The 26,300-nt window shown below is 45.0% G+C and carries 28 protein-coding genes and 1 pseudogene; 27 read left to right on the forward strand and 2 right to left on the reverse strand.

Going from position 1 to position 26,300, the window contains the following annotated elements:
- Nucleotides 1-301 precede the first annotated feature (301 nt).
- The 13 genes and pseudogenes from ABTV53_RS11395 to ABTV53_RS11455 all read left to right on the forward strand — a co-directional run bounded on the left by ABTV53_RS11395 (nt 302) and on the right by ABTV53_RS11455 (nt 9,041).
- A pseudogene (locus tag ABTV53_RS11395) lies at nt 302-659 on the forward strand (NIPSNAP family protein).
- Nucleotides 660-684: 25 nt separating this feature from the next.
- Complete coding sequence (locus tag ABTV53_RS11400) at nt 685-1,191, forward strand: GNAT family N-acetyltransferase (protein WP_433752993.1); 507 nt, start codon at nt 685-687, stop codon at nt 1,189-1,191.
- Nucleotides 1,188-1,730 carry a GNAT family N-acetyltransferase gene (locus tag ABTV53_RS11405; RefSeq protein ID WP_433752995.1) on the forward strand — a complete coding sequence of 181 codons (543 nt, stop codon included), beginning with the start codon at nt 1,188-1,190 and terminating at the stop codon, nt 1,728-1,730. Before ABTV53_RS11400 ends, ABTV53_RS11405 begins: the two co-directional genes overlap by 4 nt.
- Entirely contained in the window at nt 1,727-2,293 is a 567-nt protein-coding gene (locus ABTV53_RS11410) for a hypothetical protein (protein WP_433752997.1), read from the forward strand. The genes ABTV53_RS11405 and ABTV53_RS11410 overlap by 4 nt, the downstream gene beginning before the upstream one ends.
- A gap of 46 nt (nt 2,294-2,339) precedes the next feature.
- Entirely contained in the window at nt 2,340-2,807 is a 468-nt protein-coding gene (locus ABTV53_RS11415; protein ID WP_433752999.1) for an NUDIX domain-containing protein, read from the forward strand.
- A 51-nt stretch (nt 2,808-2,858) separates the two neighbouring features.
- Nucleotides 2,859-3,392, forward strand: a complete 534-nt coding sequence (locus ABTV53_RS11420) for a GNAT family N-acetyltransferase (protein WP_433753001.1) — start codon at nt 2,859-2,861, stop codon at nt 3,390-3,392.
- Nucleotides 3,393-3,538: 146 nt separating this feature from the next.
- A complete protein-coding gene (locus ABTV53_RS11425) occupies nt 3,539-4,024 on the forward strand; it encodes a hypothetical protein (RefSeq protein WP_433753003.1) in 486 nt (161 codons plus the stop codon).
- A 60-nt stretch (nt 4,025-4,084) separates the two neighbouring features.
- Nucleotides 4,085-5,113: an alpha/beta fold hydrolase gene (locus ABTV53_RS11430; RefSeq protein ID WP_433753005.1), complete on the forward strand. Its 1,029-nt coding sequence runs from the start codon at nt 4,085-4,087 to the stop codon at nt 5,111-5,113.
- 290 nt (nt 5,114-5,403) lie between these two features.
- The gene (locus ABTV53_RS11435) at nt 5,404-6,591 is read left to right on the forward strand and encodes a glycoside hydrolase family 5 protein (protein WP_433753007.1); all 1,188 of its coding nucleotides are present in this window, start codon (nt 5,404-5,406) and stop codon (nt 6,589-6,591) included.
- 204 nt (nt 6,592-6,795) lie between these two features.
- A complete protein-coding gene (locus tag ABTV53_RS11440) occupies nt 6,796-7,335 on the forward strand; it encodes a GNAT family N-acetyltransferase (RefSeq protein ID WP_433753009.1) in 540 nt (179 codons plus the stop codon).
- A gap of 176 nt (nt 7,336-7,511) precedes the next feature.
- Nucleotides 7,512-7,787 (forward strand): hypothetical protein, encoded by a 276-nt coding sequence (locus ABTV53_RS11445; protein ID WP_433753011.1) that lies wholly within the window; start codon nt 7,512-7,514, stop codon nt 7,785-7,787.
- Between the two features lie 17 nt (nt 7,788-7,804).
- On the forward strand, nt 7,805-8,599 hold the full coding sequence (locus ABTV53_RS11450) for a phosphotransferase (protein ID WP_433753013.1): 795 nt from the start codon (nt 7,805-7,807) through the stop codon (nt 8,597-8,599).
- A 19-nt stretch (nt 8,600-8,618) separates the two neighbouring features.
- Complete coding sequence (locus tag ABTV53_RS11455) at nt 8,619-9,041, forward strand: DUF1801 domain-containing protein (RefSeq protein ID WP_433753014.1); 423 nt, start codon at nt 8,619-8,621, stop codon at nt 9,039-9,041.
- Between the two features lie 242 nt (nt 9,042-9,283).
- Here the strand turns inward: ABTV53_RS11455 and ABTV53_RS11460 are convergent, their stop codons facing one another.
- Nucleotides 9,284-11,548, reverse strand: coding sequence for an FAD-dependent oxidoreductase (locus ABTV53_RS11460; protein WP_433753015.1), 2,265 nt, complete (start codon nt 11,546-11,548; stop codon nt 9,284-9,286).
- A 152-nt stretch (nt 11,549-11,700) separates the two neighbouring features.
- On the opposite strand from ABTV53_RS11460, the gene ABTV53_RS11465 reads away from it, so the two are divergent.
- The 13 genes from ABTV53_RS11465 (at nt 11,701) to ABTV53_RS11525 (ending at nt 25,331) form a co-directional block, all read left to right on the forward strand.
- Nucleotides 11,701-12,468 (forward strand): helix-turn-helix domain-containing protein, encoded by a 768-nt coding sequence (locus tag ABTV53_RS11465; protein ID WP_433753017.1) that lies wholly within the window; start codon nt 11,701-11,703, stop codon nt 12,466-12,468.
- A gap of 194 nt (nt 12,469-12,662) precedes the next feature.
- Entirely contained in the window at nt 12,663-14,519 is a 1,857-nt protein-coding gene (locus ABTV53_RS11470; protein ID WP_433753019.1) for a histidine kinase, read from the forward strand.
- Nucleotides 14,520-14,542: 23 nt separating this feature from the next.
- Nucleotides 14,543-15,394, forward strand: a complete 852-nt coding sequence (locus tag ABTV53_RS11475; RefSeq protein WP_433753021.1) for a response regulator transcription factor — start codon at nt 14,543-14,545, stop codon at nt 15,392-15,394.
- Between the two features lie 169 nt (nt 15,395-15,563).
- Nucleotides 15,564-16,880: an ABC transporter substrate-binding protein gene (locus tag ABTV53_RS11480; protein WP_433753022.1), complete on the forward strand. Its 1,317-nt coding sequence runs from the start codon at nt 15,564-15,566 to the stop codon at nt 16,878-16,880.
- 211 nt (nt 16,881-17,091) lie between these two features.
- Nucleotides 17,092-17,973, forward strand: coding sequence for a carbohydrate ABC transporter permease (locus tag ABTV53_RS11485; RefSeq protein ID WP_433753024.1), 882 nt, complete (start codon nt 17,092-17,094; stop codon nt 17,971-17,973).
- A gap of 91 nt (nt 17,974-18,064) precedes the next feature.
- The gene (locus ABTV53_RS11490) at nt 18,065-18,886 is read left to right on the forward strand and encodes a carbohydrate ABC transporter permease (protein ID WP_421891082.1); all 822 of its coding nucleotides are present in this window, start codon (nt 18,065-18,067) and stop codon (nt 18,884-18,886) included.
- Between the two features lie 133 nt (nt 18,887-19,019).
- On the forward strand, nt 19,020-19,493 hold the full coding sequence (locus tag ABTV53_RS11495) for a GyrI-like domain-containing protein (RefSeq protein ID WP_433753026.1): 474 nt from the start codon (nt 19,020-19,022) through the stop codon (nt 19,491-19,493).
- A gap of 102 nt (nt 19,494-19,595) precedes the next feature.
- Complete coding sequence (locus tag ABTV53_RS11500) at nt 19,596-20,144, forward strand: glutathione peroxidase (protein WP_433753028.1); 549 nt, start codon at nt 19,596-19,598, stop codon at nt 20,142-20,144.
- 64 nt (nt 20,145-20,208) lie between these two features.
- A complete protein-coding gene (locus tag ABTV53_RS11505) occupies nt 20,209-21,072 on the forward strand; it encodes an AraC family transcriptional regulator (RefSeq protein WP_433753030.1) in 864 nt (287 codons plus the stop codon).
- A gap of 133 nt (nt 21,073-21,205) precedes the next feature.
- On the forward strand, nt 21,206-21,457 hold the full coding sequence (locus ABTV53_RS11510; protein ID WP_421888819.1) for a hypothetical protein: 252 nt from the start codon (nt 21,206-21,208) through the stop codon (nt 21,455-21,457).
- Nucleotides 21,458-21,624: 167 nt separating this feature from the next.
- Nucleotides 21,625-22,224, forward strand: coding sequence for a nitroreductase family protein (locus ABTV53_RS11515; protein ID WP_421888820.1), 600 nt, complete (start codon nt 21,625-21,627; stop codon nt 22,222-22,224).
- A 215-nt stretch (nt 22,225-22,439) separates the two neighbouring features.
- Complete coding sequence (locus ABTV53_RS11520; protein WP_433753033.1) at nt 22,440-24,071, forward strand: S-layer homology domain-containing protein; 1,632 nt, start codon at nt 22,440-22,442, stop codon at nt 24,069-24,071.
- 348 nt (nt 24,072-24,419) lie between these two features.
- Nucleotides 24,420-25,331, forward strand: coding sequence for an NAD(P)/FAD-dependent oxidoreductase (locus ABTV53_RS11525; protein ID WP_421888822.1), 912 nt, complete (start codon nt 24,420-24,422; stop codon nt 25,329-25,331).
- Between the two features lie 134 nt (nt 25,332-25,465).
- Here the strand turns inward: ABTV53_RS11525 and ABTV53_RS11530 are convergent, their stop codons facing one another.
- A complete protein-coding gene (locus tag ABTV53_RS11530) occupies nt 25,466-25,672 on the reverse strand; it encodes a hypothetical protein (RefSeq protein WP_433753035.1) in 207 nt (68 codons plus the stop codon).
- A gap of 248 nt (nt 25,673-25,920) precedes the next feature.
- Between ABTV53_RS11530 and ABTV53_RS11535 the strand changes: the two genes are divergently transcribed.
- Nucleotides 25,921-26,274, forward strand: a complete 354-nt coding sequence (locus ABTV53_RS11535; RefSeq protein WP_433753036.1) for a DUF3243 domain-containing protein — start codon at nt 25,921-25,923, stop codon at nt 26,272-26,274.
- The last annotated feature ends 26 nt before the right edge of the window (nt 26,275-26,300 follow it).

Consider the following 26,300-nt stretch of genomic DNA (forward strand, 5'->3'; position numbering starts at 1 on the left):
TTGTAGCGTTTTTGTCAGATGATTATGGGAAATAAGATGTCTCAGGTTCCTTATAATTTAAGAAGAGGACTTGAAGGCCGAATAAGACGTCCTGTGTTCCTTAGAAAATCACCTGAGTTTGAAAACATACTCTAGTCTTTCTCCTCATGATATTTGAATGTTTATGAATGCGATTACATCTTATGAAGGTGGACTTCACCTTGTCTGATTACTAATGGGATGACCAAATTGCATATCTGAGAAATACGCGATGATATTAGGATAAATCTTGCCTTTCATTACGTATAAGGAGGTACAGATGATGATATATAGGAGAAAAACCTATGTTATTGCGACTTCTTTTGTAGAAGAGTTTAATGCTCTATTTAATGATATTTTGCTGCCATCACAGTTGAAATACGGATCAAGACTGATTGGGAGATGGCACACGCCAATCGATGATGAAACCAGTGAAATTTTTGCGATGTGGGAATACGATACCCTTGAACAATACGAAGGAGATTGAGAAGAAGATAAAATCAGATACAGAACACGTAAAGCGAGTTCAAGCGCGTTTTAATCAGATCGGAAGACATCGTTATAAAGAAGTATTTCGAGAAGAAATTAGGCAAGCATTTTTCACATCGACAGTTGATCGCGAACAAACAATTTTGAAGTGAAATATAAGAAGAAGGAGATGAAAGTATGATAGAGACAGAACGACTTATATTTCGGAAATATACCAAAAATGATTTTGATTTACTTTTCGAGATGACACGTGAGCCGAATATGATGAGATTTATAAGACATGGAGGACCCTGGACGAAGGAAGAAACCATGCAAAGCCTGGAAAAGTTCATCAACTGGAATAAAGAAGATAAGGGGCTGTTCCTCGCATTTAATAAGGAGGATAACAAGTTCATTGGAACGTCTGGACTGATTCCTCAAATCATTGAAGGCACCGATGAGCTTGAAGTTGGTTACTGGGTTATAGAGCAATACTGGGGAATGGGTTACGGATATGAACAAGCAAACGCATGGAAAAAATATGGCTTGGAACACTTGAATCAGAGACGATTAATATCTTTAATTCAACATGGCAATGTGGGTTCTATGAAAGTCGCGCAAAAGAATGGCATGAAACACGAGAAGGACGTAGACATCATTGGGAAAAATGTAGCAGTGTACTCGTTTGAGGTGAATGGATTATGACTCCATTTCCTGAATTAGAAACCAAAAGATTGCTGTTAAGAGAGATTAAACAGAGTGATTCCCAAGACATATTTCAAATTTTTTCTTCAGATGAAGTTACAAAGTTCTACGATGTAGAAAGTTTTACGAATATGAAACAAGCAGAAGAACTCATACAAAGATGGAATGAACGATTCGTAAATGGTCAGGTCATCCGTTGGGGAATTGCTCTGAAGTCAGACAACAGAATTATTGGAACATGTGGATTTCATGGTTGGATGAAACAACATTATAAAGCTGCGATGGGATATGAGTTAGCACCGGAGTTCTGGCAGCAGGGTTACATGACCGAGGTCGCTCAGAAGATTGTTGAATATGGATTTAACACCCTTGAATTAAACCGGATTGAAGCCTTTGTAGAGCCAGAGAACGAGGGATCAAGGAAGTTGCTTGAGAAAATTGGTTTCAGTGAAGAAGGCATATTGAAAGAAAACTATTGTTGGAAAAATCGATTTGTCGATACTGTCATTTATGCATTGTTGAAGAAAGATTATGTATGAGAATTCGAATTATCGGATCTTGTGGTAGTGGGAAATCAACATTAGCCAAAGAGTTGTCGGATCAATACGGTATTCCTTGCTATGAATTAGACAATCTCATCTGGGACAGAAGTGCCGAAAATCTGAGATATCCTGAAACTGTGAGGGATGAATCCGTCCAATCTATTGTCAGTTCAGAGGCTTGGATCATAGAAGGAGCACAGTGCAAAGATTGGACATTAAAGTCCATCCAGGAAGCGGATTTGATTTTTGTATTAGCCCCAAACGTTTTCGTTAGAGATTATCGGATTATCAAGAGGTTTGTATTATCCAGAATGGGCTTGCAGCCGTGGAATTACAAGCAATCATTTAAGAACTTAGGCAAGATGATTGTAAAATGGAACCATCAATATAATATAGAAGAAGTTATATGTACAATTAACGAAAACCGTAAGACTGCAACAATCACGAAGAATAAAAAACAAGTGATACAGTTGATCGAACATCATTTGAAAGTGACTCTGAATGTGAGTGGAAAAAATGTTACAGGTAATCGAGGATTACTGAAAGAGGAGATACAGTGAGAGATATAAACATTCAACCCGTTACACGAGAGAATGGAGGGATACCATGAGTCAATGGTTTGATTTAGATGAACTTGATCCAGCGTTAATCAAATTTGCAGTGATAATCGCTAAATATAACCATCAATTCATTATTATAAAAAATAGAAAAAGAGGAGGTTGGGAGATCCCAGGAGGCAACAAAGAAATTGGGGAAAACATTTTACATACGGCGAGTCGAGAACTCTATGAAGAGACAGGTGCAGTGCATTTTGAATTGACACCTTATGGCGTATATGAATGGAATAGGAGCTTTGGTATGGTCTCTTATGCTGAGGTTATATTGCTCGGTAGCTTACCAGATTCGGAAATTGATGAAATAAAGATGGTGGATGTATTACCTGAAGGCATGAACTTCGGAGATATGTTTTATCATTTTATGGATAGATGGGATGGACTTGAGAAGTATGAGCTTCAGAAATACACCATCGAAATAAATCATTTAAATGAGTTACCTGTAATTAAAATAAGCTGATTTAACTTGGAGGAACACTGTTTTGAAACTAAAGGAGAGATGGCTACGATCATGATAACGTACAGAACGTTGACCCTGGATGATGTGAATCAGCTGCGGGCAATAGATCGCTCGGAACATATTGATCTCATCTATGAAATGAGAGAGAACCGATTGGTTGAGCTTGAACAAAATCATGAGTGCTCCAACTGGAATCAAAAGCTTTTGGAGGAGATTCAAAATCGATACGTCTTCGAATTGGAACAGGGTGGCATGGCCTATGGCGCGTTTGCTGACGATCAATTAATTGGATTTGGAGTGTTGGCACATCAACTTAGAGGAAGAGAACAAAATCAATTACAAGTTGACTTGATGTATGTCTCACGCGGGTACAGAAGGCAAGGCATTGGAAAACGTATTCTAAACCAATTAGGTGAAGAGGCTAAGAAACGCGGCGCACAGTATCTGTATATCTCCTCCACAGAGACGAGATCGGCAGTATCCTTTTACAGAAGCCAGGGCAGCCAGATTACTGGTGAGATTGATCAAGAACTTTATGACAAAGAGCCGAAAGATATACACATGATAAAGGAGCTGGGCACATGACAACGGTTGGCATACTTGGCACCATTCATAATCCAGAACTCAGGGAGCGATATCATTGTTCGCTTTCCCTTTACAAGGATGTGATAACTGAGTTTAAGCCAGATCTTATTTGTGGTGAAGTTCATCCACAGAGTTGGTTGAGGTATATGAAGGACAAGCATGATAGAGGATACTGGGGAGAACCGGCCAGTGAGTATTGGGATTTGGTATTCCCTTTGTGTGAGGAGCAAAACATCCCATTTGTCCCTATTGATTGGTTTGAGTTGGATGTGTGGAATGCTTTTGATCCATTTAACGGTTATTCGGGCGAGGAACGCCAGGAACTTGAACAACAGGATGATCATTGGTTTGCGGAGCAAATGGAGACGTATCAGTTTGGCGAGATTCCTTTTAATTCAAAGGAGTTCGATCGCGTAACCAGACAAAAATATGAATGGTTGTATCAGGTGAATGCGAAGGCACAGAACTTTCGCTGGATGATCCGTAATCAGATTATGGTTCAAAGAGTCAAAAATACAATTGAAGCTCATCCAGGGAAACGAATCCTCTGTATCATAGGGGCCGATCACAATTACATCTTCCAAGAAGAACTGATGAAAGAACCCGTTGAATTGCTGTATCCGTTACGATAAAGGAACTGTTGTTAGAATTACATACGAAACATATGAAACTTATCAATGAAGGAGCATTACATGCGCCAAAAAATACGTAAAACACTCAAGTACAGCATATTTAGTATTATTTTAATGATTTTCGTAGCTTTGATATTTCCTACATGGACACCCCAAATTAAAGGTGAGAACAGCATCAGCATGTTAGAGCAGGTCGAAATTAACGGCGAAGGACACGAAGTCATGATTAGGGGTGTTGATCGGACTAACCCTATCCTGATTTTTGTGCATGGGGGGCCGGGATGCTCGGAGATCCCTTACGTAAGAAAATATCAGAAAGAACTGGAGCAACACTTTACGGTGGTGCATTACGATCAACGCGGGAGTGGGAAGTCCTATCACTTTTTTGAGGATTACTCGAATCTGACAACAGATGTATTAGTAGATGATTTGATAGCTTTAAGTGGTTATGTATCTAAGGAGTTAAATCAAGAGAAGGTTATATTAATCGGTCATTCATTTGGTACATACATCGGGATGAAAGCTGCAGCTAAGGCACCTGATCAGTTTCAAGCTTATATAGGCATTGGACAGATGGCTAATACGTTTCACAGCGAACTGGAAAGCTTGGCGTACACGTTAGAACAAGCGAACCAGGCTGGCAACGCAGAGGACGTTCAAAAACTGGAACTGGTTCGAGACTCGATTGAGCAAGGAACGGGACTGACACCTAGAATTCTTGTGCAAAAGTATGGTGGTGCAGCCAGACTCATCAATGAGAATAGAGATTATATCTCAGGTTTTCTTCTTAATCCCGAATACAATGGGCTGGATATGACCCGCTTTTACTCAGGAGTATTCGGTTTACAAGACATCTTGGTGAGGGAAGCATTAGATCAAAATTTACCGGAGATTGTTGATCATCTGGAGATTCCTACTTATTTTGTGATGGGTAAATATGATTATATGACCACTGCGAATGCAGCACGTGATTATTTTGATGTATTGGATGCACCGATCAAAGACTTCATAGTATTCAACGAATCGGCGCATTACCCACAGTTTGAGGAGAAAGAGAAATTCGTAAAGTGGTTGAACGAGCTCTTTTAAGATACTTGGAAAGTAGAAAGATCAATGCTATTTTGTTGATATTGTTGAGAACCAAGGTATGCAATCAATTTAGATGGTTAAATGAAGATTTTTGTAATAAATAGTCAAAAAACGGATCGAATATATAGATTTATTTTCCAAAAATGTGCTATTATGTTGATGAAAGACGAAAATTTCATTTGTTTGATCGATAGGGAGAGGAGGCACGAATTCTCGATTCATTCAATCTGTGAATAATAGATTAACTGCACTGCTTGTTAAAAAATAATAAAATAAGCGGAGGTATGGTTATGTTCAAAAAATGGAAGAAATTTGGCGTCAGCAGCTTGGCGCTTATGTTGGTAGCTGCGGTGGCCTTCACTGGATGGAGCCCAAAAGCAGCTGCAGCAGATGCTTCGCAAATTGTGGCTGAGATGGGTGCAGGATGGAATCTGGGCAATCAGCTGGAAGCATCGGTGAACGGCACACCGAACGAAACTTCATGGGGCAACCCTACAGTGACTCCGGAGTTGATCAAAAAGGTAAAAGCGGCTGGCTTCAAGTCGATTCGTATTCCCATTTCCTACTTAAGTAATATTGGAAGCGCTCCCAATTATACAATTAATGCAGCCTGGCTGAATCGAATTCAGCAAGTCGTAGACTATGCCTACAATGAGGGTCTGTATGTCATCATCAATATTCACGGCGATGGATACAATTCTGTACAGGGTGGATGGCTGCTCGTGAATAGTGGCAATCAGACGGCCATTAAGGAAAAGTATAAAAAGGTGTGGCAGCAGGTGGCTACCAAGTTCAGCAACTATAATGATCGTCTTATTTTTGAATCCATGAACGAAGTATTCGATGGCAACTATGGCAACCCGAACTCGGCGTATTATGCCAATCTGAACGCCTACAATCAGATCTTCGTGGATACGGTTCGTCAGACTGGAGGTAACAACAATGCCAGATGGTTGCTGATTCCGGGCTGGAACACCAATATTGACTACACTGTTGGTAATTATGGTTTTGCTCTTCCGACAGATAATTTCAGATCTTCGGCCATTCCTAGCTCACAGAAGAGAATTATGATCTCGGCACACTATTACTCTCCGTGGGATTTCGCTGGTGAGGAAAATGGCAATATCACGCAATGGGGTGCAACGGCAACCAATCCTGCCAAAAAGTCGACGTGGGGACAAGAAGATTATCTTGAGTCGCAGTTCAAGTCCATGTACGATAAATTTGTGACTCAGGGCTATCCTGTGGTGATTGGTGAATTTGGCTCGATTGATAAAACGTCGTACGATTCCAGCAACAATGTATATCGTGCTGCATACGCCAAAGCAGTTACAGCAAAAGCCAAGAAATACAAAATGGTTCCTGTTTATTGGGATAACGGACATAACGGTCAACATGGATTCGCCTTGTTTAACCGTCAGAATAATACCGTGACGCAACAAAACATCATTAATGCAATCATGCAAGGTATGCAATAATAGACGAACTAGCTTGATCCGTGCAAACGGCGTGTTCCTATACAAGGGACATGCCGTTTTTTTGTGCTACCGGGAGGTGATCTGAACAACATTTGCCAATGCATTTTACATAAGACATCTACAGAATTCATCAAATCCCACAATACCTTTTATATACTTAATTTGCTCGATATAGCGAACTAAAAGGACTAGGTGGTAGACAGAATGTTAAAAAAACGTGATTTGCAGGAATGCCATTCACTGTACAGCTTCATGATGGACCCCGCAGTTTCGCCTTACGTTCGTTATGCATGTCAATCGTATGAAGAATATCTATTCCTTACGAAACAATTGATGGCCGAAGAAGAGCAAAAAACAGTGATTTCTCGAACGATTTTGAATGAAACAGGGCAGCCTATTGGGACGATAGATCTGTATCATATTGAGCAGCACACCGGTTTTTTAGCGACATGGATTGGATCACCCTTTTTTGGCAATGGGTATAGCCAAAGAGCCAAATCAGCTTTCTTTGTGGAATTGTTTCTGGAACATGACATCGAAACGGTATTTATGAAGATACGCAAGCAAAATATAAGATCCAGAAAAGCGGTACAAAAACTGCCATATGTGAAAATAGCCAATGATGTGTATCCAGAAGTCTATCAACGGATTAATATGCATGAACAGATGTATGATCTGTATTATGTTGAACGGTCAGCCTTTTTCGAAAATAGTATGGATCTGCACCAAGTGGTAGCCACGTAACTTATTCAGAAAGCGTCAACAGCGGCGTCAGAGATGACGGCGCCTATTTTGTTATGATGTGAATGAAAATGGAACATATTCGAACAAAATGCAGGAATATGGAATAGAGAATTGAAAGTTACATAAGTGGATAAAGCGTATGCAATAGGGACTACGGTTAATGAAGGAGGCGTATTATGAACAATATCAACAAAATTTTGGGTGTAATTCTCATGCTTGGCAGTGTGTTTATTTCCACAATAGAGAGAATCTCAATACGAGTATCTGTTGCTATCGTAGAAGCAGGATATGCTTCGGGAGGGAGCAACGTGCCACAGTTCGCTCAGACGAACGAGCATCCAACAGGTCTACTCGTATACTTCATGTTCTTCGTTGGATTCATACTATTGGTCTCGGGGTTCCCGGGGAGTTATAAGATAAATCGTAATCATCGGCATAACAAGGAAGTTTAGCTTGAGGAGGGATAAAAGTGGTCAAACAGGAGGAAGTATTATCGGGAGGTAATGTGAATCAGGTTATCAGGATTGGAGAGACGGTTCGCCGGCATGCTAAACCAAATCCATATGTGCATGAACTGCTTTTACATCTCGAAAAAGTTGGTTATGATCATGCCCCTCGATTTTTGGGAATAGATGAACAGGGACGAGAAATACTTTCTTACCTTGAAGGCATCGTTCCAGGCGATGATTATCCTGATCTGGAAGAGTATATGTGGTCAAACGAATCTTTGATTGAAGTCGCGAAACTGTTGAGAAGTTACCATGATGCGACCGTTGAATTTACAACAACATCAGTATCAACGAACAGATATCCAGGCATAACTGAGGATGAAGTTGTATGTCATAACGATTTTGCGCCGTATAATGTGGTGTACAAGGATGGCCTTCCTCAAGGCATTATTGATTTTGATATGGCGGGTCCGGGTCCTCGAATGTGGGATATCGCCTATACCTTGTATACATCTGTGCCACTCGCAGATTTCTCACCAGAGATGGACAGAAAGGGTGTAATGCCATACGCCAGCCAGGCACACGGAACTGTTCGAAAAGAACGGATTGCCTTATTCATGGCTACGTACGGGCTGAGTGTTCCAGCAGATTTGAAGGGTTGGGTCATATCCCGTATCCGTTTCATGTGTAAAACACTGACTGATCGTGCGGCTGATGGAGATGTCGCTTTTATGAAGATGGTCGAAGAAGGTCATCTGGCCCACTATGAGAAAGAGCTTATATTTCTTGAAAACCATTTCGATGACTGGACTTAAATAGGGAGTGATATCTTCAGTGTACAAACCAAAAACAACCGTTACAGACCAAAGTGTTATGGAATTTATTGAACAGGTCGAACCTGTGAAAAAAAGGGAGGATGCCTATCAATTATTGGATATCTTCACGGAGACCACAGGTTATGAAGCGAAGATGTGGGGACCGAGTATTATTGGATTCGGTGCATATCATTACAAATATGAATCGGGTCACGAAGGGGACGCACCACTAGTAGGATTCTCGCCACGAAAGGCGAAGATCAGTTTATATTTTGCCACAGGGGATATTGAGCGAGAGGATCTATTAAAGGACTTCGGAAAACATACGACAGGCAAAGCATGTGTATACATCAACAAGATAGCAGACATTCAGGTGGATGTGTTGAAAGCACTAATTGTGCAGTCTATTCGGTTTCTAAAAGAAACCTATCCCGATCAATAGAATAACTCGACAAGTTATCTACACACAATGAATAACTTGAGAAAAGAGACCGCGTCTCTCTCCGCCAGAACATACGTGAATATTGTTCAAACAGGCTGTCTTGCAGGTTAAGACAACCTGTTTTCTTTGCTGTTTAGATCTCATCCATTAGCTGGGACTTATTTGTATATAACCTGTGTGAACTGTACGTAAATACCCATCGTATAGTTGACCAGTGCCAGGATCAGCTATCAAAATTCCTCTTACCGTGCTGCTTCCCCGTACGCTCGAATCTCAATCAACTCCGCGTACCTGCTGCCATTGGTAGCATCAATTCTTACCTTAAGCCCCTGTGCATACACAGGTGTATCTAAGGAATGAATGACTTTTCTTCTGCGGTTTTCCGTTACACTTACCATCTCGATCCAATCCCCAGACCGACTCAATATCTCCACCCGATAATCACGCACCAGCTCAGGCATCACACGGAATGTTGTGTGATGGTGATGCAAATTAACCAGATCCTCGTTGACATCATCATTGAACGTCAAATGCAGTTCAGCCACGGTTTGTGGCTCTTCCCATGTCAATTGCACCCATTCCGGCTTGCCAGACTGCATCGGCTGCGACATCCACTGCTGAGGCCCACCGTAAGGGCGATGGTAACCGTTGATCGTGTTGTCCGCTGAATAGGCCGTGTTCTCAGAGAGGGTACGACAGCAGAAGGGTTGACGTGCCAACCCTTGCATAGACCATAATACGACAGGCTGATCCGTAGCATGGTCCTCCAGATTTTTGGACACGTGGTTTTCTTCAGTTTTGAAGAAGATCAGCACCCCGCTGTGTGCTTCTGTCGAATGGTAGAGTGAGACGGCTTTATTACGGCGGATGATAATAAAAGCATTTTGCGGTTCTTCCGGTCGCCATTCGAGCGGAAGCTGCACCCACTGCCTAGTTCCTGTTGTAACGTTAACAGTCGCCGTAACTTGTAACGAATGCGGGACGTAGTTCTCCTTACGCCCCGTATCCCACAGCTCTACCGTCAGCGCGGTATCGCTGGATGCATCCAGCAGCAGCTCCAGGCCGCTGAGCAGTGGATGCACAGGCAGCAGCAGGGCAACATCCGTACCCAACGGGTACGTCTCGCCAGGCTGCTCCAGAGCGATGCCCGTCAGCGTGCTGGAGGCTGTAGCCTTGGCACGCCGGGCCAAATCCAGCTCATCGTGGCTGCGCACGCCGATGATGGAAGCGTCCTGCCGCAGCAACGTCTGCTGCAGCACCGCAAGATGCCTCGCGTACAGCTCGCGCGGCGACACCCCCATGGCCGCGCAGAGCGCTGCGCCCGTACCCGCGGCTTCGCCGATGACCGCGCATGTGGCCATGACGCGGGTCGTGCCGAAGGCGACATGCGAAGCGCTGATGTCGCGTCCGGCCATGAGCATATTCCGCACATTGGCGGAATACAACGAGCGGAACGGCACGTGATATACGCCGTCGGCATGCATATGCTTCGAGCCGCTCGCTTCGGCGTACATGCCCTGCGGGGGATGCAGGTCGATGGACCAGCCGCCAAAGGCAACGGCATCCGGGAACTCCCGCTGGCTAATGATATCGTTCTGGGTGAGCACATAGTCACCCGTGAAGCGGCGGTACTCCCTTTTGCCAGGCAGCGAACCAATCCACTCCAGCGTCATATGGTCTGCATCAAACTTGCCCGAGTTCTTGATATAGTCCCAGATCCCGTAGATTACGGACCACAGCTCATCACGGATCAGTTCATTGTCATGAACCGTGTCATGTTCACCGCCCCATTCAATCCACCAATAATGACAACCGGAATCCCCGCTGCGAATGACCCGGCGAATCGGAATACTCGTCTGTGTGATATCCTTGGCAAAAGAAGGCGGGATATAGCGGACGGGGGTACCCGTATCCTTGGTATAAAAGAGAAGTGTACTGCCCAGCGTGATCTGGTCAGCCACCTCAGGCGCCCATTCTTCACCATATTCGCTGCGAGCTTCCCGGCCAAGTGCAAACTTGGCACCTGCCAGAAAGCCAACCAGTCCATCACCTGTGCAGTCCAGATAGATCTGACTCTCGAATCGGATTTTGCGCTCAGAGCCCATCATCCACCCGGTAACAGAGGTGATCATACGTTCTTCGCCATCTCCAGTGGCCTCAACTTCATGGACATCCGTGTTCAGGTACAGGCTGATGTTGGATTCAGCTCGAACAGCTTCCAGAATGACCAAGTCCCAGAGATAAGGGTTGCCCTCCGGATTACGATACTGATTCTCTACAAACAGTTCCCCCATGATGCCAGTCTCACGGGCATAGCGGTTAATCCCGTGGGCGGTAGCGCCGCACACCCACACACGTACTTCACTGCTGGAATTACCACCGAGTACAGGACGGTTCTGCACCAGAGCAACCTGTTGGCCCAGCCGGGCAGCAGATATGGCAGCGCATACGCCAGCAAGCCCGCCACCAATGACGGTGATATCGGGTTTTACGAGTTCATGCTTCATCCGAACACCTCTCTCATTGAATATGGATAAGCCTAAGCTCAGATTTCTTGTTTCATATCTATAATTTCATATTAGTTCTATATATTTACTTTTCAAATACACTATATTATCATCGAGCATATACTTTATTTCATAACAAAGGCAGGTGTGTCATGGAGCTTCTTAATCACATCTACTGGAAGAAGAAAGCTGAATTTGCTCTGGCAGAAGATATCTACGACGCTTGGGTGGTCTTTGCCGTGGAAGAGGGCGTATTTCGTTATGAGATTGATGGGCAGACGGGAGAGGCGGGCTTTGCTGATCTGGTGTTGTGCCCACCTCGCGTTCCTTTTCGCAGAGAGACAGTAACCCCGCTGACATTTCACTATATGCTGTTCCGTTGTAACTCCGCAGATGCTGAGAACCTCCTGCCGCCAATCGGAAAATCCCTCATTAATGATACGAAGCGTCTGGCTTCTACCTATGCCTATCTGCGTCTGGCGAGCGAGGACAATGATGAGGCTACAACAGGATGGAAAACCCATCTGATGATGGATTTGTGGCGACTGTACCAATGGGAGCGCAGACAGAGCAGGCTAATGGAAACGAAGTTCACGGAGGATGCCCTGATGGCTGAAGCGGCAGTGTTGTTGGAGGAGTGGGCCGGAGAGGCAGTAAGTCTTCGAACGTTGGCGGAACATCTGGCGTTGAGTCCGGTTCAGCTTACCCGAAGGTTCCGGGAGGCCTTTCAAGAGACACCATCCGATTATCTGAAAGCGATTCGTCTCAAAAAGGCAAAAGCCTTGCTGGCAGATAGCCGTCTGAACCTGACGCAGATCGCCGAGAGATGTGGGTATGAGAACGGATTTTATCTGAGCCGTGTATTTTCATCCAGCATAGGAATAAGCCCCTCGGAATATCGGAGACGACATCAAGTGTAAGGTAAAAGTCCCATCCATCCATCCAACCAACCAACCTTTCATTCATCCATTCAATCGATCTATCCATCCATCCATAAAGTTTTTTCGAACACCAATAGAACATATCTGTGCATATCAGATGAATGCAGGCAACGAATATCACAAATCCATGCAAATCAATCAACTGCGGCTGTAAATGGCAGGGTGGTGCTATAATGGGGTCATTAATTGCAGGGGAGCGAGCCAAAGGAATGAAGAAGCCAAATTGGAAGAGTTGGTTGCCACAGCGGCTCAGATATCGCCTGTTCGGTGCGTTTGTAGTGTTGATTCTCTTGCCGTTTAGTGCATTGAATGTCTACAATTATCAGCAGATTGAATCGCTGGTCGAGCAGAAAATCAGTGAGCAGAGTCATGAGCAGCTCGTCCAGATGTACCGCTCTTTGGAGGACCAGATGAGCATTGCTTTCAAAACGCTTATTTTTCTGGAACAGGATTCCGCGGTAAGAAGTGTGCTAACCTCTCCGGACAGTCGCACGTCGCTTGAGAACAAGTCGCTGGTGGAAGAAAAGTTCAAGATGATCAACAATAGCTTTTTTCTATATAATCCTTCGGTGTACTTTACCTTGCTGGATTTTTATGATAGCGTTTACACTTCATATTTGCCGAAAGAAGCACTGACTTATGGCCCCTATCTGGAACAATTTCGTGAGCGGCTGGGGCAGATAACCATTCCACAAGGCGGTGTGAATTCACAACCGCTTCAACCGGAAGAACTCTTCTATCGCTGGGATGCACGGGATACCAATCCTGTGCTCAGAGAGTTATCCTCCAGCCCGTATCTGTTGTCGCTGTATGCCTATATGAAAGATAGCGGCGGCAAGCGGTATGGATTGGCTCGGATCAGCATTGATTACTCGTACTGGTTCCAGACCATGCTGAAGGATTCCCAGAGCAACCAGGAGTACTACCTTATTACAGGTAGTGGAGAGACCATAGCCAGTTCATCCAAAACAGCGGGGCTTTCCTCGGACGTTACGCGTGAAATAGCTCTTCATCCGGCGCAGGCTTATCTGACCGATCCATCCTCGGATACGTTGATTAACTACGTGTACATCGAATCACTGGATTGGTATATGGTGAATCGCATTCCGCTTTCCATTCTGTTTACAGAGATATCCGAGCTTAAACAGCGTTACTTTCTGACCTTTTTTGGTTTCACAGGCGCATTTGTAGTGATGGCTTTTATGATTTCGGCAACGTTTACGCGCCCTTTGTCGCACTTACAGAATAAGATGAGGGAGGTTGTTCGCAAAAACCTCAAGATTCGTATCCCCGAAGGCCGTAGCCGCGGGGAAGTACTGGAACTGACACGCACGTTCAATACGATGCTGGATGATGCCAATCAGATGATTAACCGACTCAAGGCGGAGGAACGCCAGAAGGAAGCGGTACATTTTCATATGCTCCTGGCCCAGATGAATCCGCACTTTCTCCTGAATACATTGAATACAATGAAATGGAGTGCGATCCGCAGCGGGAATGAGGAGATCTCCGAGATGTGTGTTTCCTTGGGCAAACTTCTGGAGGTCAGCCTGAACTCACAGGTCGAATTGGTATACCTGAAGGATGAGATCGAGTTGGTTCAGGCCTACCTTCATATCCAGCGGATTCGATACCGCGATAGTTTTGAGGTCACTTGTGAATTTGACGATAAACTGGAATATGCGTTGGTGCCCAAGCTGAGTTTGCAGCCACTGGTGGAAAATGCCATTCACCACGGTGTGGGGCCACTGGAACAGCTTGGTCAGATCCACATCGGAATTTATAGGCAAGACACAGGCATGTTGATGCTGGAGGTAGCAGACAACGGAGTTGGAGTGGTGGAATCCCGGCGTCAGCAGACGACTCGCACGCGTCCGGGAATTGGTCTGTCCAACCTCAGGGAACGATTGCGGTTATTGTTCAAAGGCCAAAGTAAACTTGAAGTGATCGATACCGAGCCAGGGACATTAGTGAGGTTCAGCATTCCTTTTTTATTGTCGACGCCTTACGTACAGAAGCGATCAGACTAGCGGACTGGAGAGGGGAATCTGGCATGTGGAAGGTATTGCTTGTAGAAGATGAGGTATTTGTACGGGAGTCGGTGCGAGAGATTATTTCCTGGGAGGAGCTGGGCTTCACGGTCATCGGAGAATCCGGTAACGGGACCGAAGCGCTGGCGATGATCTTACAGGATACACCCGATCTCGTGCTGACCGATATTGTCATGCCAGGCATGGACGGTCTGGAATTACTCAGGCAGACTCGTCAGGCCGGGTTGAAAACCAAATTTGTCATGCTCACCTGCATGGGGGAGTTCGAATATGTACGTCAAGCGATGGAATACGGAGCTTCGAATTATATTCTAAAGCTGTCGATGAGTGTGAATTCACTGCGTGATACACTCCGCAAAGTAAGTGCGGAACTGGGAGCATCGGCTGAAGCCCGCACAGAGACAGCGCATCATGAAGTGGCATCGTCCACACCGGTTCTCACGTTATCGCCTGCTTCGTCTAATTCCCTTACCGTCTCTTCCGCACCGCCGTCTGAGACGGATCTTCCGTTCACACCTGTTCGTGAGCCGGTTGTGAAACATCCGGAAATTAGCAAAATAATTGAGTATATCGGACAGCATTACGATCAGGACATTACCGTCAAATCCATGTCACGGTATGTGATGATGGGCGAGAATTATGTGAGTGCTTTGTTTAAAAAGAAAACGGGCCATACCCTGATTCATTACTTGCACGGGGTACGGATGGAGAAAGCAGCTGAATACTTGCGCGAGACGGATCTTCCCGTACAGGAGATTGGTTACCGGGTAGGGTTCGGAAGCGATAATTATTTTATCAAAATATTCAAACGTTGGACCGGTTGCACGCCCAGCCAGTACCGCCACCGCTCGTGACTGACAGGATGAGTAGAAGGAATATGTGTACCCGAGTGTTTAGACAAGGAAGGGTAAATCCGTATTTTTGTTCAATTCGAATCATGGATATGTATCTTATGAACCCAGCAAGGTCCCTGCTACGATGTAACGGAAGGTACACTTCAATTCAGGGAGGTCATGTGACCAGATGAGAATCAGAAAAGGATTAACCGGGTTAATCGTAGGTGCGCTGATGCTGGGCTTGCTTGCCGGCTGTGTTGGTAAAAATGAGACGAACGGTGGAGATAACGGAGGTGGAGCGGCAGCGGGAAAAGTGAAGCTCACCATGTGGGGCGCGGTGCCGCCCGAGAATGGTCCGCAGGAAGTCGTGGATACCTGGAATGCGGAGCATCCGGATATTCAGGTGGAGTATGTGCGGTTTGTGAATGATGATGATGGCAACCTGAAGCTGGATACAGCGCTGTCCACCGGTCAGAACGTTGACCTGTATGTCAACTATACCCTCACCAATCTGGATAAACGCATCAAAGGCGGGACCGCACTGGATCTGGGTGAGTTCACCGACTACAACATTGATGAGAAAATGGGTGAAGATGCGGCTTCCTGGAAAGTGGACGGAAAATATTACGGGATGCCGACCAAGAAAAACGCTGCCTTCTTCGCCTTAAACATGAAAGCGCTTGATCAGGCGGGGCTGAGCGTACCAACAGCTTGGACTTGGGATGAAGCCCGTGAGTATGCACTCAAGTTGAAAGATGCTGGCTTCAAGTATGGATTGGTGCAGCATACCGCTTCCTATGTGGACCCGCTCGATTCCGTTCTGGTGAAGAACGGTTATGTTAAGGCAGACGGAACTTCGAACCTCGACGATCCGCTCGTTACCAAATGGCTGGAGACGTTGAACGGAATGATGAAGGAGGATGCAACTACGCCTCCGCTCGGTGAGCAACTGACTTCCAAAATGCCGGTGGAGAACATGTTCCTTGCCGGTGAGTCTGCCATGATTAATATCGGCGAATGGCTGATCCGCACATCGAACAATATGACCGAATTCCCTCGGGATTGGAAAATCGCTTTTGCCCCTGTCCCGAGACTGGTTGAACAGGAAGCGGATATGGTGAAGAGTGGAGGACTGGGTGACTTTATTGCCATCAATTCCAAGTCGAAAAATAAAGAAGCTGCATGGGAGTTCCTGAAATGGTACGCCGATGGGGGAATGATGCCGATGGCTGCTGGTGGACGTTTGCCTTCCTCGAATGCGGTCGATCAACAGACGGCTATTGATCATCTGCTTGGCGATTATGCCGATTCTTATGATAAAGAGTCACTGGAATTCGTGTTGTACGGTGATAAGACACCTACGTTTGTCCGCAGTATTGCGCAAGAAGTGGTCGATCTGCGTGCACAGGAGTATGAAAAGTTCTTCCTTGGGAACCAGACTGCCGAAGTTACGGTACAGAACATGGTCAAACGTCATAATGACTGGCTGAAGCAGAATCAATAGAATGCAAAAGTGTTGAGTCGTAAGACCGTCCCTATCGGGGCGGTTTTTTTTCTATATAAGTAATAGAACAATTCCATGTTATTATCCTTCCGAAAGTCACTGCCAAAATACATATATCTGTGATATCAGGAACGGGGTTATGTTCCTTAAATGTTAGAGGACATCTTGTTATGCTTAATTCCAGAACAGATGTTAAGGAGTGGGGGAGCATATGCATAAATCCTGGATGAAACGGCAGAGCAGGCTCGGGTATCTGTTTATTGGGCCCAATATGATTGGCGTGCTGTTGTTTTTTATTATACCGGCTGTCTATTCGTTCTATCTCATGTTCACCGATTACAAATTCATGAGCCCGGAGACGAATTTTGTGGGGTTGGACAATATCCGCCGAATGATGAATGATGATCTGTTTGGGGTGGCTCTTCGAAATACATTTGTATTTTTGTTGGCGGTTCCCATATCGATGGGATTGGCGTTTATTGTGGCGGTGGCGCTGAACAAGTCGGTGTACTGGCAAAAAACGCTGCGTGCCCTCTATTTCATGCCCTATATTACCAGCGGTGTTGCCATCGCCTTTGTTTGGATGCTGCTGTTCCAGCCATCGTCGGGGCCAATCAACGGTTTTTTACGGGGAATCGGTATTACGAGTCCACCGGGCTGGTTATCAACAACTGAATGGTCCATGTACGCAATTGATATCATCTGGATCTGGTTCATGCTGGGATACAACATGATTATTTATTTGGCTGCTTTGCAGGAAATCCCGGAGGAATTGGTCGAGGCAGCACGCATTGATGGAGCCCGCCCCTGGCAGACGATACGCCAAGTAATCTGGCCGCTTGTAAGCCCGACTACCTTTTTGCTGCTGATTACAGGGCTGATTATGACCATCAAAAATTTTGGTATTATTCAGGCCATAACTCAGGGTGGGCCGGGGAACAGTACAACCGTACTGTCACTTTTTATCTACCAGAACGCCTTCCGGTATTACGAGATGGGATACGCTGCTGCCATTAGCTGGGCGCTCTTTGCCATCATCATGATCTTCACTGTATTGCAGTGGCTTGGTCAGAAACGTTGGGTTCACTATTAAGGAGGGGGGGATCGTAATGGAGAAATTAAATGCTGCGAACGTGAAACCTATAGTTCCGCAATCACCTCAAGTTAAAGTCCGCAGGGAGTCTATGACCCAGATTCGGAAGATCATACTGACACTTCTGATGTCCGGGTTTGCTTTGCTGATGATTATGCCGTTTATCTGGATGATCAGCACGTCGTTCAAATCTCCTGCGGACGTCTTCACCTATCCGATCCAGTGGATACCCTCCAGCCTGAACTGGGAGCATCATATCAAGGTGTGGAGTGGGGCGAATACCTTTGCGACGTATTATCTGAACTCGTTGAAAATATCGTTAATTAGCACGATTGGAGCTGTATTTCTTTCGGCGTTTGCAGCCTATGGCTTTGCGAGGATTCAATTCAAAGGTCGGGAGACACTGTTCCTGATTTATCTGTCGATGATGATGGTGCCGCCGCAGGTGCTCTTTGTGCCCAAGTTTCTGATGTTTGAATGGGTCGGCATATATAATACACATTGGGCTTTGATATTGCCCGGAATGTTCACGATCTTTGGGGTGTTTATGCTGCGACAGTTCTTCCTGTCGGTGCCTTCAGAGATTTCGGAAGCGGCGTTCATCGACGGTGCCGGTCACCTGCGCATATTCTTCAGGCTTGTTCTGCCCTTGGCGAAGCCGGCGCTGGCTACCCTGGCGATCATTGATTTCTCATGGCACTGGAATGATTATGAGAATGCGCTTGTGTTCCTGATCGACAAAGACCTGTACACCGTGCCGCTTGGACTGCAGAACTTTATTCTGGAGAACAATGTCGACTACAACGGCATGATGGCCGCTGCCACAGCTGGCATTATTCCAATGATCATCGTCTTTCTGGTGGGTCAGCATTATATCATCCAGGGCGTGGCCGGAAGTGCTGTGAAAGGCTGAAGCTGTGATCACTGCCTCCCATAATATTACCCTTTTGCTGAACGAGGAAATTTTGGCGGCAGAAGGGTTTTCTGTTGAAAAGCTGAATTAATCCATGATCTGAGTTTATCCATTGGAGGCGATTTTCTTTGAAATGAAAGTTGTTACTTTGCCTGCTTTTCACGTTGTAGGATATTTAATCGAAGCGACTGTAGAAGAATTCGAATCCGTGCTGGGCAAAAGCCACTACCATAAGCTAGTTGAGAGAAAGAAGGAAATTCAACATCGAAAAAATGACAATGTCATGTTGATGCAGATGTATCCGATGAATGAGGATTTTAACGCGAAGGTCGATAAGTTCACACATCTGATAGGATATGCAGTAACCAGTTTGGAGAACGTTCCATCCGAGATGATAAGTCATGACGTCCCTGACAGCCAGTATGTGACGTGTACGCATCGTGGAATTGAATCAGAGATTGGTGATACATATGATTATATATACGGACAGTGGTTTGATGAGACGGGACATGAACCGAAGTTTTATGACTTTGAAATTTGGGATGAGCGTTATCAACCGGAAAGTGTCAGCAATGAGATTGATATATATGTAGCTTTGCAATCATAATCTCGGCAATCTTTCCGCAATACAATAGGGCTAACTTCGTATATAATATAAAATCATATGATGCTGTATGACTACATAACTATCGCGAGGTGCACTAGACTTATGCCAACCATCTACGACTTTACCGTAACCCGAACCAGTGGAGAGCGATTCCCGCTCTATCAATATGAAGGAAAACCTGTGCTCATCGTAAACACGGCAAGCAAATGTAAATATACACATCAGTTTGATGACATGCAGAAGCTGTACGATGAGTACAAGGATCAAGGACTTCAGATCATTGGTTTCCCGTGCAACCAGTTTGCCGAGCAGGAGCCTGGAAGCAGTTCGGAAGCGGAATCCTTCTGTCAAATTAACTATGGTGTGAAATTTCCGATGTTCTCCAAACTGGATGTGAATGGAGAAGCGGCGCACCCGCTCTATGACTTTTTGAAAAGATCTGGACCTTTTGCCGGCTTTGATGAAACGGATATACAGGCCAAATTATTGAAATTGATGGTGGCTGATAAAGCACCAGAATGGTTACATGGCGATGCGATCAAATGGAATTTCACAAAGTTCCTGATTGATGCAGAGGGTCATGTAATCAGACGCTTTGAACCGATCGACTCCATCGATGAGATTCAAGAGAGTATTAAACAGCTTCTATAATTTCACTTTCATATATCCTACAGGGGCATGACACGAATCGTTCCCTCTTCCGAACAGGAGGTGCATGAATGTGCCGAGCATGATGCAATTTAGTGCTTCACTGGAGTATAGTTACCGTTCCACCAGTACGTTTGATCCGGGCAAGTCAGATGGATTTCATTCACATCCACATTATGAGATTTATTATTTTCATGAGGGAGAATGTACGTATATTATAGGAGACCGGGTATACAACCTTGAGCCGGGTGATCTGGTGTTAATGCATGGCTTGACTCTTCATCGACCGCATCCGAAGCCCGGCAGTGCTTACGAGCGAAGTACGCTGCATTTTGATCCGTCTGCCATTCGCAGCAGTCTGCATCCGGACCGTATGGTTGAGGTCTTGAGGCCATTCGAAGAACTCCGAAATTGCCGGGTCAATCTGACGGGAGATAACCGCTCCGAGTTCGAAGCTTTATTGCATGACCTTCATCGACTGTCTCAAAGTCAGAGCACTTTCAGACAGGAGCGCATGAATGTGAGATTGTGTGATCTGTTGTATTTTGTAGCAGAGATCTGCCAGGGCGATGTCGAAGAACAACTTCCTTCATCGGAGAAGGAGCGGCATATCCAGCATATTATTCGTTATGTGGATACCCATTATATGAAGGATATTGGTCTGGATGATTTGGCACTGGAATTACATCTATCCAAGCCATATCTGGCAGGCATGTTTAAGGAAATGACAGGTTTGACGATATTCAAATACCTGTATGACCGTCGCATTAATCAGGCAAAGCTTTTGTTTCAGTTCCAACCGGAGATCACCGTGACAGAAGCAAGCCGCTTGTCCGGCTTCAAACGCCTTTCACATTTTAGTCGGATGTTCAAACAAAGTGTGGGATGTTCGCCGGATCTGTATCGTACCCAATTGCATCGCCAATCATAGTCCTCTGTGAGCTGACCAGCTTGTCTGGTTGGCTTTTTTTGTTGATTTTCGTTCGAGCAATGTCTTTCGTTGTGTTTAGAGGGCGTGCATAAAAGGTAAAGAAAGGTAATGAACCCAGAGGAGGCGATTATGAATGAAACAGCGCACACCGGATCAGAATAACAGCGATACCCGTCAGGATCAATCCCGTGACAATCCCGAACAATATAAGACAGAGCATGAAAGTCTGCTTGACCAATATGAAGAAGAACAGACTGTAGATCCAATTCCGATGGAAGATCTGAATATGGAGGCTCAGGAAGAGAAGAATAAGGATCAGACGAAAAGCAACTCGTCTACCGAAGAGAAATATCGGGCGGATTATCGCAAAAAGGCGAGCGAGTGAAGGTTAATCCCGATGGCTGATTTGAAATACTGATTTGAGCAAAAAAAGTGTCGTTTATTGTCGAAAGTATATTTAGTGAAAATAAAATAGTTTGTTGACTAATGTATGTTACTATATTATAGTTACTATGTTGGCAAATGAATAAAAAATTTGGGAGGCGAATAAGAATGACTACTTTTTTTGATGCGTTGAAAAACAGAAGATCTTATTACGGAATTAGCAAGGAATCTACAATTTCGGATGCTAAAATCCAGGAAATCGTAGAAGAAGCAGTGAAATATACACCAACTGCATTTAACTCACAGACATCCCGTGCTGTTGTATTGCTTGGTGAACAACATGATAAATTGTGGAATCACACTGAAGAAATTTTGCGTGAAGTGGTAGGTAATGAAGAAGCCTTCAAATCCACAGCAGAGAAAATGACTGGATTCCGCAGCGGATATGGTACGGTTCTCTTCTTTGAAGATAACAATGTGATCGCACAGCTTCAACAAAATTTTGCAGCTTATGCAGATAACTTCCCGATCTGGTCTAACCAATCCAATGGTATGTTGCAACTGGTCATCTGGACTGCTCTGGAACAAGAAGGTCTGGGTGCATCTTTGCAGCACTACAATCCGTTGATTGACGAAAAAGTGAAGCAAGAATGGAACATTCCTGAGAACTGGAGATTGGTTGCTCAGATGCCATTTGGTAAACCAACGGCAACACCGGGTGAGAAAGAATTCCAACCAATTGAAGAGCGCGTAAAAGTACACAAATAAATCAATTTCATAATACCTTTAGCTGCTTCAATCAAGGCTAGATCTAGATCAAAACGTTTCAATTTGTCTATATCTAGTTACATAAATTCATTTTAATGAGTTATGAAATTGATTTAAGTAAGCTTCGCATTTCCCAACATTTAACCACATACGGCCTCGCTTCAATTTGATACGATAATAGTTGATCGTAATCCAATGAAGCGAGGCTTTTTGATGTGAATAATAGATTAATAGACATAACGAACCAACGTGTGTGGAAGATAGCTTTATGCGGGTTATTAACATTTGGGTCGGTGGCTGGATACAGTTCTGCCGTTCAGGCTGCAACCGTGCAGCAACAGTTTCAGGATACGCGTACGAGTTATGCGAAGGATGCCATTACACATCTGGTGGCCAAAGGTATTGCTGCCGGTACGTCAAAGACTACGTTTGAGCCAAAGAAAGCCGTTACTCGTGCAGAGTTTGCGACGTTTGCGGTTAGATTGTTAGGTTTGAAGCCCGTAAAAAATAATATTAATCCCTACCAGGATATAAGCATGAATGCCTGGTATTACGGCAACGTTGCCGCCATGACAAATCTTTTTATTCTGGAGGGTAAAGGTCAGGGAACGTTCCAGCCTAATGCTTCCATTACCCGTGAAGAAGCGGCAGCTCTTCTTGTTCGAATGTTGAAACAGCAACCCGTAGAGACGTCACTCTTATCTTCAACGTATTTCGACTCAGCGGAGATCTCGGACTGGGCACGTCCATATGTGCAGACGGTATATCAACTTGGATTGATGAAGGGAAGCGGAGGCATGTTCCGACCGCATGACCAGGTAACGCGAGAAGAAGCAGCCGTCATGCTTGATGCCATTTTACAAAAGAAAACATGGTCTGAGCAGTTACAACGTGGCGATGAACTCGGCGTTCAGTTGGGATGGCAATATAACTCCACTACCGCTGAATTCAAGAAGCAGGTGGAACAGTCTGAAGTGAATACGCTCGTCCCGCGCTGGTTTTTCCTGAACAGCAGTATGAAAGTAACGGATCACGCGGACCCTGCATTGATCTCCTGGGCATCCGCCACAGACAGGCAGTTATGGCCGTTGCTTGGGAATCGTTCCGATTCGGCACTTACACATCAAATGTTATCCAGCTCAGCCAACCGAGCGGCAGTGATCTCACAGGTAGCTGCTTATGTCAAAACCTATAAACTGGACGGCATTAATGTGGACTTCGAGAATGTTGATCCTGCGGATCGTGAAGGGTTGACGGCATTTGTCACCTCCTTGACGGCTACGTTGCACGCACTGGGTGCAGTTGTGTCTGTGGATGTATCACCAGACCTGGGTACAGATTGGACGGATGCATTTGATTATGCCAAACTGGGCGCTGTGTCGGATTATATGGTGCTGATGGGATACGAGGAACACTGGAACGGTGATCCGAAAGCAGGATCAGTGGCGTCTCTTCCATGGGTGGAAAAGGCTTTGGATACCATGCTCTCAGAGGTGGTACGTGCCAAAACCATTTTGGCCCTTCCGCTATATACACGAGACTGGTCTTCAGTGAATCCAGCAACCAGTTCTTGGGACATTACACTGGCAGACCAGGGAACTCGTGCCCATGCTACGGGGTCTGTAAGACGATGGGATGCAAGTCTGGTTCAATATATTATTGGTTACAACAGTAACGGTATCCCAAGATATATATGGGCAGAGGATAGTCGTTCTTTATCGGCCAAAGTGTTGATGAGTGAGCAACGGCAGATTGCCGGACTGGCTTACTGGTATATGGGCGGCGAAACAGCAGATGTATGGAACGCCATTTCGAATGCTTCGCGATTTGAATCATATAACTTCTAAATAATCATGAATCTGATAGACTCAAGCGGACCGGGATACAGCCGGATGGTTTGGGTCTGTTTGTTTTGGTATAAGATAAGCAATATGAGGAATCGTTTAAGCTTGGCTAAACGGTTTAATGTATATAAGGACAAAATATAGATATATTGAACTAAACATTTACACAAAACGGAGAGGACAGAACGAAACTGAAGAAGCGAAGCGTTCGCCTTTATCACCGGATTTAACCTTTGTAAAAGATATAAAAAAAATCTGGGGATAACAGCGATCGGAAGGTTGTTCTGTCATCGGAGTGTGCGGTGTAAATACTTGTTAGTTCAATATATATAGTTCAGGAGGAGAAGGAGCATGCGAGAGGTTGATTGCATAATCGTAGGTGGAGGGCTCGCAGGGCTTCAGGCAGCCATTCAGCTTGGACGTTATTCAGCTCATCAGGTGTTGGTCATCGACGCGGGAGAAGGCAGATCAACGTTATGCCGGACTTATCATAATATCCTCGGTTTCCCCGATGGGGTATCCGGTGAAGAGCTCAGAGCCCGAGGCAGGATGCAGGCAGAGCGGACGGGTGTATCTTTTGAGAAAGACCGTATTGTTAAAGCGGGCCGTCATGGAGAGAAGATTCAATTGTTCGGTACTTCAGGAACTGAATACAGGAGCAAAACCGTGTTATTGGCAACAGGGCTTTCAGATAGAGTGCCAGATATTCCGGGATTAACCCCAACACTGGGCCGAACAGTCTATGTCTGCCCTGATTGTGATGGTTATGAGATTCAGGATCAACGTACGGTACTATTGGGATCTGGCGAAGCAGGTGCCAATATGGCGATGATTTTAATTCAGCGTACGAATGATCTTTTATATATCAATCATGAGCAGGCCCCCATATCTGCAGAGCTTCATCGCAGCATGAAAGAGGCGGGAGTTCGTTATCTGGAAGCGGCTGTTCAGGAAGTACAACAGATTGAGGATGGTCATATCACCGGTGTTCTGACCGAAGATGGACAGATTTTCGAGTCGGAGCGTGGATTTATCGCATTTGGAGGCAACCAGGTACACTATGAATTGGCAGAGCAGCTTGGAGCTGTGATCGCAGATAATAAACATGTAGAAGCTGATCCGCGCAGCTTGCAGGCAGCGACGAATGTGTGGATCGCCGGGGATCTGGGAGTGCACGCAGAACAAGCAACCGTTGCGATGGGTGAGGGTTCCATTGCCGCGATCTGGATTCATAAGGCGTTACAGCAGATGACCAAGGATTAACTCCAGAGTTGATCAATAAAATTTCAGTTAGTGTAATTAGAATATCATTTTTCTATGACACCAAAAGACCTCCCAGGCCATGAATAGGGCGGGAGGTCTTTTGGTGCTAATTTCATCTTGAAAAAGGACAATCATTAATCCGATGAATCAGGCGAATGGGAAGAATCCTTTTTGTCCTTCGAGTCATGGGAGAAATCCTTCCGAATGTTATCTACGATATCACCAACCACGCCTTCGATCATATCGGTTGGTCCTGGATTATTTTTGTCTGGATGGATAACGGTATTCACGCCGGGTTCAAGTTCATCGTTTGTCTTCTCATGTTTGCTTTTTTCATGCATGGGAAATCCCTCCTGATTCATTATTGTACAAGGTGTTCATTAACATATCCAAACACCGTTACATATATGTAAACGATTAACCGCTGTAGCTCTTTTGAAACGGTTGCTTGCTCATATCATAGAAGATTATACAGAATTGAACGTACTGATTAAACTTCTGTAATCCGTTTATATTATAGATAACCCGCTTGATTATTAAGTCTAAATCTCGAAACCAATAAACAACTATTATACAGGAGGTTATTCAAATGAATGAACAAAATCATGTAATCCATAAAGATGGCCAGGTTTCAACTGAGAAGGTGGACAATGCAATCGAGAAGATTGCACCGGAAGAAAGAGATCAGATTTTGCAGAACTTTGATGCATTCAAAGAATACTTGGGTAAGCGAATTGCCATGGGAGAATCGATTGGACTAAGCGAGGAGCAGATGGCCAAAATTGCCGAGAAAGTAGCGGATCATCTGGCTGCGCGGGAGGAACCCCGTAATCGTGAAGAAAAACTGCTTCAGGAGCTGTGGAATGTCGGGAAGGAAGAGGAACGGCACATGCTGGCTCATATGCTCGTTCGTTTGGCACAAAGCTCCACACCTAACCATTAAGATTAACATCTATGTGTCAGCATAAG

Origin of the sequence: Paenibacillus amylolyticus, assembly GCF_050990605.1 — a bacterium.
GTDB lineage: Bacteria > Bacillota > Bacilli > Paenibacillales > Paenibacillaceae > Paenibacillus > Paenibacillus amylolyticus_H.

Coding starts and splice junctions, on each gene's coding strand:
- ABTV53_RS11400 (WP_433752993.1), top strand. CDS start 685: ATGATAGAGACAGAACGACTTATATTTCGGAAATATACCAAAAATGAT.
- ABTV53_RS11405 (WP_433752995.1), top strand. CDS start 1,188: ATGACTCCATTTCCTGAATTAGAAACCAAAAGATTGCTGTTAAGAGAG.
- ABTV53_RS11410 (WP_433752997.1), top strand. CDS start 1,727: ATGAGAATTCGAATTATCGGATCTTGTGGTAGTGGGAAATCAACATTA.
- ABTV53_RS11415 (WP_433752999.1), top strand. CDS start 2,340: ATGAGTCAATGGTTTGATTTAGATGAACTTGATCCAGCGTTAATCAAA.
- ABTV53_RS11420 (WP_433753001.1), top strand. CDS start 2,859: ATGATAACGTACAGAACGTTGACCCTGGATGATGTGAATCAGCTGCGG.
- ABTV53_RS11425 (WP_433753003.1), top strand. CDS start 3,539: ATGAAGGACAAGCATGATAGAGGATACTGGGGAGAACCGGCCAGTGAG.
- ABTV53_RS11430 (WP_433753005.1), top strand. CDS start 4,085: ATGCGCCAAAAAATACGTAAAACACTCAAGTACAGCATATTTAGTATT.
- ABTV53_RS11435 (WP_433753007.1), top strand. CDS start 5,404: ATGTTCAAAAAATGGAAGAAATTTGGCGTCAGCAGCTTGGCGCTTATG.
- ABTV53_RS11440 (WP_433753009.1), top strand. CDS start 6,796: ATGTTAAAAAAACGTGATTTGCAGGAATGCCATTCACTGTACAGCTTC.
- ABTV53_RS11445 (WP_433753011.1), top strand. CDS start 7,512: ATGAACAATATCAACAAAATTTTGGGTGTAATTCTCATGCTTGGCAGT.
- ABTV53_RS11460 (WP_433753015.1), bottom strand. CDS start 11,548: ATGAAGCATGAACTCGTAAAACCCGATATCACCGTCATTGGTGGCGGG.
- ABTV53_RS11465 (WP_433753017.1), top strand. CDS start 11,701: ATGGAGCTTCTTAATCACATCTACTGGAAGAAGAAAGCTGAATTTGCT.
- ABTV53_RS11470 (WP_433753019.1), top strand. CDS start 12,663: ATGGGGTCATTAATTGCAGGGGAGCGAGCCAAAGGAATGAAGAAGCCA.
- ABTV53_RS11475 (WP_433753021.1), top strand. CDS start 14,543: ATGTGGAAGGTATTGCTTGTAGAAGATGAGGTATTTGTACGGGAGTCG.
- ABTV53_RS11480 (WP_433753022.1), top strand. CDS start 15,564: ATGAGAATCAGAAAAGGATTAACCGGGTTAATCGTAGGTGCGCTGATG.
- ABTV53_RS11485 (WP_433753024.1), top strand. CDS start 17,092: ATGCATAAATCCTGGATGAAACGGCAGAGCAGGCTCGGGTATCTGTTT.
- ABTV53_RS11490 (WP_421891082.1), top strand. CDS start 18,065: ATGACCCAGATTCGGAAGATCATACTGACACTTCTGATGTCCGGGTTT.
- ABTV53_RS11495 (WP_433753026.1), top strand. CDS start 19,020: ATGAAAGTTGTTACTTTGCCTGCTTTTCACGTTGTAGGATATTTAATC.
- ABTV53_RS11500 (WP_433753028.1), top strand. CDS start 19,596: ATGCCAACCATCTACGACTTTACCGTAACCCGAACCAGTGGAGAGCGA.
- ABTV53_RS11505 (WP_433753030.1), top strand. CDS start 20,209: ATGAATGTGCCGAGCATGATGCAATTTAGTGCTTCACTGGAGTATAGT.
- ABTV53_RS11510 (WP_421888819.1), top strand. CDS start 21,206: ATGAAACAGCGCACACCGGATCAGAATAACAGCGATACCCGTCAGGAT.
- ABTV53_RS11515 (WP_421888820.1), top strand. CDS start 21,625: ATGACTACTTTTTTTGATGCGTTGAAAAACAGAAGATCTTATTACGGA.
- ABTV53_RS11525 (WP_421888822.1), top strand. CDS start 24,420: ATGCGAGAGGTTGATTGCATAATCGTAGGTGGAGGGCTCGCAGGGCTT.
- ABTV53_RS11530 (WP_433753035.1), bottom strand. CDS start 25,672: ATGCATGAAAAAAGCAAACATGAGAAGACAAACGATGAACTTGAACCC.
- ABTV53_RS11535 (WP_433753036.1), top strand. CDS start 25,921: ATGAATGAACAAAATCATGTAATCCATAAAGATGGCCAGGTTTCAACT.